The sequence below is a fragment of the Metasolibacillus meyeri genome, assembly GCF_003049505.1.
In the GTDB taxonomy this organism is placed as follows: domain Bacteria; phylum Bacillota; class Bacilli; order Bacillales_A; family Planococcaceae; genus Metasolibacillus; species Metasolibacillus meyeri.
This window is the reverse complement of sequence record NZ_PYWN01000227.1, coordinates 1-5,790: the sequence shown is the minus strand read 5'-3', so window position 1 is coordinate 5,790 and position 5,790 is coordinate 1. Positions and strand designations below refer to the sequence as shown.

At 41.5% G+C, this 5,790-nt stretch carries 4 protein-coding genes; 1 reads left to right on the top strand and 3 read right to left on the bottom strand.

All coding sequences use genetic code 11. The annotated features are described in order from the left end of the window. Nucleotides 1-318 precede the first annotated feature (318 nt). The 3 genes from ilvD to C9J34_RS21155 form a co-directional block, all read right to left on the bottom strand. On the bottom strand, nt 319-1,989 hold the full coding sequence (ilvD, locus tag C9J34_RS21165; RefSeq protein WP_107842141.1) for a dihydroxy-acid dehydratase: 1,671 nt from the start codon (nt 1,987-1,989) through the stop codon (nt 319-321). Between the two features lie 253 nt (nt 1,990-2,242). Then, nucleotides 2,243-3,559, bottom strand: a complete 1,317-nt coding sequence (locus tag C9J34_RS21160) for a D-arabinono-1,4-lactone oxidase (protein WP_107842140.1) — start codon at nt 3,557-3,559, stop codon at nt 2,243-2,245. Beyond that, a complete protein-coding gene (locus C9J34_RS21155) occupies nt 3,547-4,725 on the bottom strand; it encodes an alanine racemase (protein WP_107842139.1) in 1,179 nt (392 codons plus the stop codon). Before C9J34_RS21155 ends, C9J34_RS21160 begins: the two co-directional genes overlap by 13 nt. A 369-nt stretch (nt 4,726-5,094) precedes the next feature. On the opposite strand from C9J34_RS21155, the gene C9J34_RS21150 reads away from it, so the two are divergent. Continuing rightward, nucleotides 5,095-5,637: a cysteine hydrolase family protein gene (locus tag C9J34_RS21150; protein WP_107842138.1), complete on the top strand. Its 543-nt coding sequence runs from the start codon at nt 5,095-5,097 to the stop codon at nt 5,635-5,637. Nucleotides 5,638-5,790 lie beyond the last annotated feature (153 nt).

The following is a 5,790-nucleotide window of genomic DNA, read 5'->3' as shown; positions in this document are numbered from 1 at the left end:
CTGATTGGTAGTTTCACCAATCGGGTTTTTACAGGCTGTTGATCCCCCACTTAAATATTTTGGCTTTACCTCATATTTTGAAGTAGGAGTCTTACAGCCTGTTAATACGGGATGAGTTCGTGTGCAACTAAATGCAGGGACACTATTCATTAATAACGAGCACTTTGATTATGCCCGGAGCTATCTAATGGCAAATGCGTTTAATAGCTCACTCCGAGGGGATGTCGGAATTAGTTGTATCGCCGGCTTCCACCACTACCGGCTCTCTGGTAGATACAAATCTCTAATTCCTTTAACCTCATCAACGATTTAATGTATTTATATTTTCATGACGCCGCCCTGTGAAGCATTTGTTACTAATGCGGAGTAACGTGCTAACCAGCCGCGCTTAATTTTCGGTTCAAATGGTTGTAAGTTTTGTCGACGCTCTGCTAACACTTCGTCTGACACTTGTAAATTAATTGTTCGATTCGGCAAATCAATGACGATGACATCACCATTTTCGACCAAAGCGATTGGCCCACCTTCCGCAGCCTCTGGCGAGATATGTCCAATCGAAATGCCACGCGATGCACCCGAGAAACGTCCGTCTGTAATTAACGCAACTTTTGTTCCTAAGCCTCGACCTTGAATTGCTGAAGTTGGTGCCAGCATTTCTGGCATTCCTGGTCCACCTTTTGGCCCTTCGTAGCGAATGACGACGACATGCCCTTCTCGAACTGTGCCGTTATCAATTGCCGTTTGTGCTTCTTCCTGTGAATTAAAGACGATTGCTTCTCCAGTAAATTCTTTAATGGATGGGTCTACAGCACCTACTTTAATAACCGATCCTTCTGGTGCGATATTACCGAATAAGACAGATAAGCCACCAACAGGTGAATAGGGATTATCCTTTGTGCGAATGACTTGATCATTCGTAATATGGTCGTTTTGCACAAGTTCTCCCATCGTTACACCTGCAATTGTTGGGCGATTTGGATGAATCGCACCTGGGATTTTCGTCAGCTCATTAATAATTGCTTGTACCCCACCAGCACGGTTAATATCATCCATTGACAGGTCGCTTGCAGGCATAATTTTTGCTAAATACGGTACGCGCTCTGCGACTTTATTAATATCTTCGATGTTATAATCAATTTCTGCTTCATTAGCAATCGCTAATGTGTGTAATACTGTATTTGTGGAGCCACCCATGGCCATATCGAGTGCGAAGGCATCATCAATGGCTTCCTTCGTAATAATATCACGTGGCTTGACATCTTCTTTTATCATTCGCACTAAATGGTGCGCTGCTTCTTTAATTAAACGGTGACGCTCTTCACTCGTTGCAACGATTGTTCCATTCCCTGGCAATGCGACACCGAGCATTTCCATTAAACAGTTCATGGAATTCGCTGTAAACATGCCTGAGCATGAGCCGCATGTTGGACATGCGTTGTTTTCAATATCGAGTAGCTCCTCTGCTGACATTTTGCCAGATTTATGTGCGCCGACTCCTTCGAAAACGGAAGTTAACGAAAGTTGCTTGCCGCTTGCTGAAGTGCCTGCCTCCATTGGCCCACCTGATACGAAAACAGATGGTACATTTGTGCGAACAGCCGCCATTAGCATGCCTGGCGTAATTTTATCGCAATTTGGAATGTAGAACACGCCATCAAACCAGTGTGCATTAATGACTGTTTCCGCTGCATCCGCAATAATTTCTCGACTCGGTAGTGAATAGCGCATCCCGATATGTCCCATTGCAATGCCGTCGTCAACACCAATTGTATTAAATTCAAATGGAATGCCGCCTGCCTCGATAATTGCTTCCTTGACGACATCCGCAAATGCTCGCAAATGCACATGTCCTGGAATAATATCAATATAGGAATTACAAACACCGATGAAAGGCTTATCTAAATCTTTCGCCTTCACTTTTCCCGTAGCATAAAGCAAACTACGATGAGGAGCACGGTCGACTCCTAGCTTAATCATATCACTTCTCATTTTCTAAACGCCCCTCACGTTTTTCCATTTCAATTTGGTTGTTTATTTATTGATTGTCGCTATCATAGTACGAAAAACAGGCGGCGTCAACAGGGTTTCTTTAAATTTTTTAACAATTTCAAAAAATCAAACAATTAGAAAGCGTTTTCATCGTGATAACAATGCGATTTATTGTATTCAAATAATTTTTTCGAAATTATGACAAAATAAAGGCAATTGTGTTTCTTTCATGATTGCATTGAGTTTTCGTTATTTATTGAAAAATACGGCGGAAATACGTTGTCATAAAAATATTATTTGGATCATGCTCTTCTCTTATTGCGGCAAAGCGATCAAACTTCGGGTAATAATGACGGATATTGTCCGCATGATAATCATTCACTTTTCCCCAATGCGGTCGCCCATTATATTTTCTCATGAGCATTTGCACCCATTCAAAATACGGTGTTTCATTCATGCCTTTATACATATGGAAGGCTAAAAAGGCACTTTCCCCTCCTTGTGTAGGGCTCAGCATTCCTACCTCCCCTTTTGTCGTACGGCACTCGATTGGGAAGTGGACATCAAATTTACCACGCTGTAATTCGACATGTATTTCTTCCATACAAGCTTCAAATTGCGGTAGTGCTATTGCGTATTCTGTTTCATTAAATTTGACGCTGCGTGGTGATGGGAACATGCGATAGCTTAAATCTGTGCGCACACCTTCTGAAACGAGCTTTGCACTCAGTTTACTAACAGAGTTGCTTGCCCGTGGCTGCCATTTACAAAGCTCTGATATGACATAAAACAAGCCATTCTCAACGATTTGTAAATTCGCTTCGTTTAGACGACGCGCCCATTTATTTTGTTCAACAGGCGCTACGACATCCATTTTTTTCACTTGAATTAACTCGCTGCCAGGAAAATAAAACCATTCGACATGGCGATGTGCACGAATTGTTTGCTGGAAGTTTTTCAGTTCCTCCATTAAATTTACTTTTTCCGATACGTAATGTAGGCTGTAAAGCGGCATCACTTGTATCGTTACCGTCACTAAAATACCAAGTAAACCAACAGATACGTGCAGCGCCTCCGATAAATCATCCACGCCGCGCTCATGCTCTATATACTCGCCTAAACCATTAATAAAGCCCCATTTTGTCACCATTGAAGAAAATGAGCCGAGCGTCACACCTGTACCATGTGTGCCTGTCGCAATAACACCTGCCAAGGTTTGTGCTTGAATATCTCCCATATTAATCAATGCTAAATTGTGCGCAGCTAATAAAGGGCCGATTTCATGCAAATAGGTACCTGCATAAAAGGTAGCCGTTAAATTTTTTTGATCGACAGACAGCAAGCCGCGTAAATTATGTAATGTCAAGGCTGTCTCTTCAGGCATCGCAACAGGACTAAAAGAATGTGCTGCCCCTGTTACACGCAATGTTTGATTTTTCTTCATGTTTTGAACGACTTGCTGTATGTCATCGATGGATGATGGTGCATAATAAGTCGCTGGATAAGACACGATATTATTTGACCAATTCGTCCATTTTTTACCTTGTTGCCAATTTTTCATAGAAAACATTGTTGTTCACCTCGGTAAGTTAATATTGGGCCTTCATATGATTTTCCCCGCGTACAATGTAGAACAGCAAAACGCTCACATAGCTCTCCCGCTTTGGCATGCCTTAAATAAACGGTATCGCCCACCTTCAATGAAGCGCTTGCATCAAGGAAAGGCGTTTGCACTTCGCCAGCACCTTCTAATGGTAGTAATTGATATTGCTTATTTAAAAATACCGGTGCACGATCCTCCCCAATAGCGCCTGATGCAATATAGCCACCGCCTTGACATACAAAGGTATGCGAATCAAATTGACGGGTCACACGCAATGCAAAGCCAACAGCAGGTTGCAGTTGCAAGCTATCGTAATCATCGAAAAGTGCTGGCGCAAAAAAGGCTGAGCCGACTGTGATTTCAGTAATTTCCTTTTGCGCACAAGTGTAGGCAATACTCCCTGAGCCACCACCATTGACAAAAGCGAGCGCTGCAATGGATTTCACATGTGCAACGGCCAAGCGTCGAAAGGCTGTTATTTTTTCTAGTGATTGCTTTTTCAGTCGGCGTATTAAGACACCTTTTACGCGCATTTTGGCAGAGGCAACATGCGACAAATCAGGCACACCCGCTAATTGCGCCTCATAGCCCATAACCGCATGAATACGAACGTTCGGATAATCGCCAAGCATATCTGTTAAATTTTTTAATTTCTGAATGGAATCAAGTGGCGAACGCTTCGTCCCAAAGTAAATCCATTTATAATCTGTTGAAATATTAATATCGATGCAAATATTCGCGGTTGTCTGCAAAGACGCTGCACAATTTTGCAATAGCTCCATTTGCTCAATTGCATCGACCATAAAGGTAATATCTTTTCCTTCTTTGCTATAGGTAAGCAATTTCTTAATTGAATTTTCCTCAAACGTCGGATAACCGAGCAACAAATGATCCAACCCTTGCTCGATTAAATAAATGCTCTCCGCTGCCGTAAACGTCATAAAGCCTGCACAATTATTTAATTTTCTTTGAATGTATTTCAATACATTGACAGAGCGAACCGACTTTGTTGCAATTCTGACAGGCTTCGTTGCAAGAGCATTAACAAAGTCGATATTTTGATCAAGCGCCTCATAATCTAACCAAGCAAATGGACGCTCAATATGCTGAAAGGCTTCTATAAATTTCTCCAATTTCTCTCATCCCCCTTTTAGGCTTACATTCTATTTTAATAAGGAAAAATCCTACTCAAATGAAAAAAGTTGATGAAGGGCTACATGTTTCATCAACTTTTTCATTCATTTTTTATGCGAATAATACGAAATCAATAGCAACGTTTAACAGTACTACAGTGTGAACTAATGCGAACAATAAGCCTTGACGATCTAATTTTTTCATTAATTGTAAGTCCATATTCATCACTCCGTTGCTTTTCTTTTATTATATATGAAGGTTATTAAGTTGTCAAAATATTTTGAATATTAATAGATGATTGCTATATTTTACAGTTGTCATGACACATGGCATAATAACGGTAATAGCATTTGAAGGAGGTTTTCAACTTGACAAAGGCATTACTTATTATTGATTATACGTACGACTTCGTTGCATCGGATGGCAAGCTAACATGCGGTGAGCCAGGACAGCAAATTGAAGGAAAAGTGGTCGAGCTCATCCATCGCTTTTTACAAGATGGCGATGCGGTCATTTTTGCTAATGATATTCATTATGAGGGCGATACATTCCATCCCGAAACAAAATTATTCCCGCCGCATAATATTGCAGGTACGACAGGTCGTGAGCTTTATGGTGAAGTCAAAACAATATATGAAGCGAACAAGGAGAACTGCATTGCCTTTAATAAAACGCGCTACAGTGCTTTTGCTGGCACAAATTTAGCCATTCTGCTTCGTGAGCGCCATATTCAAGAAGTTCATCTGACAGGTGTTTGCACAGATATTTGTGTGCTGCATACGGCCGTTGATGCATACAACCTCGGCTTCGATATCGTCGTACATAAAGAGGCTGTCGCAAGCTTTAACCCAGATGGGCATGTATGGGCATTGCAGCACTTCAAAAATTCACTTGGGGCAACGGTGAAATAGAGTGAAGCCTTGAATTGGTGGGGATTTTTGGCGTATAGGGTGGTTGTTGTTGCTGGCGCTTTGCTTTCGCAACAGAGAAAACATTTGCTGGTGCTTCGCTTTTACAACAGAAAATATTTGCTGGCGCTTTGCTTTCGCAACAGGGAAAATATT

Bases quoted from the DNA above. Each gene is read 5' to 3' on its own strand.
- ilvD (WP_107842141.1), bottom strand. From the start codon at position 1,989: ATGAGAAGTGATATGATTAAGCTAGGAGTCGACCGTGCTCCTCATCGT.
- C9J34_RS21160 (WP_107842140.1), bottom strand. From the start codon at position 3,559: ATGTTTTCTATGAAAAATTGGCAACAAGGTAAAAAATGGACGAATTGG.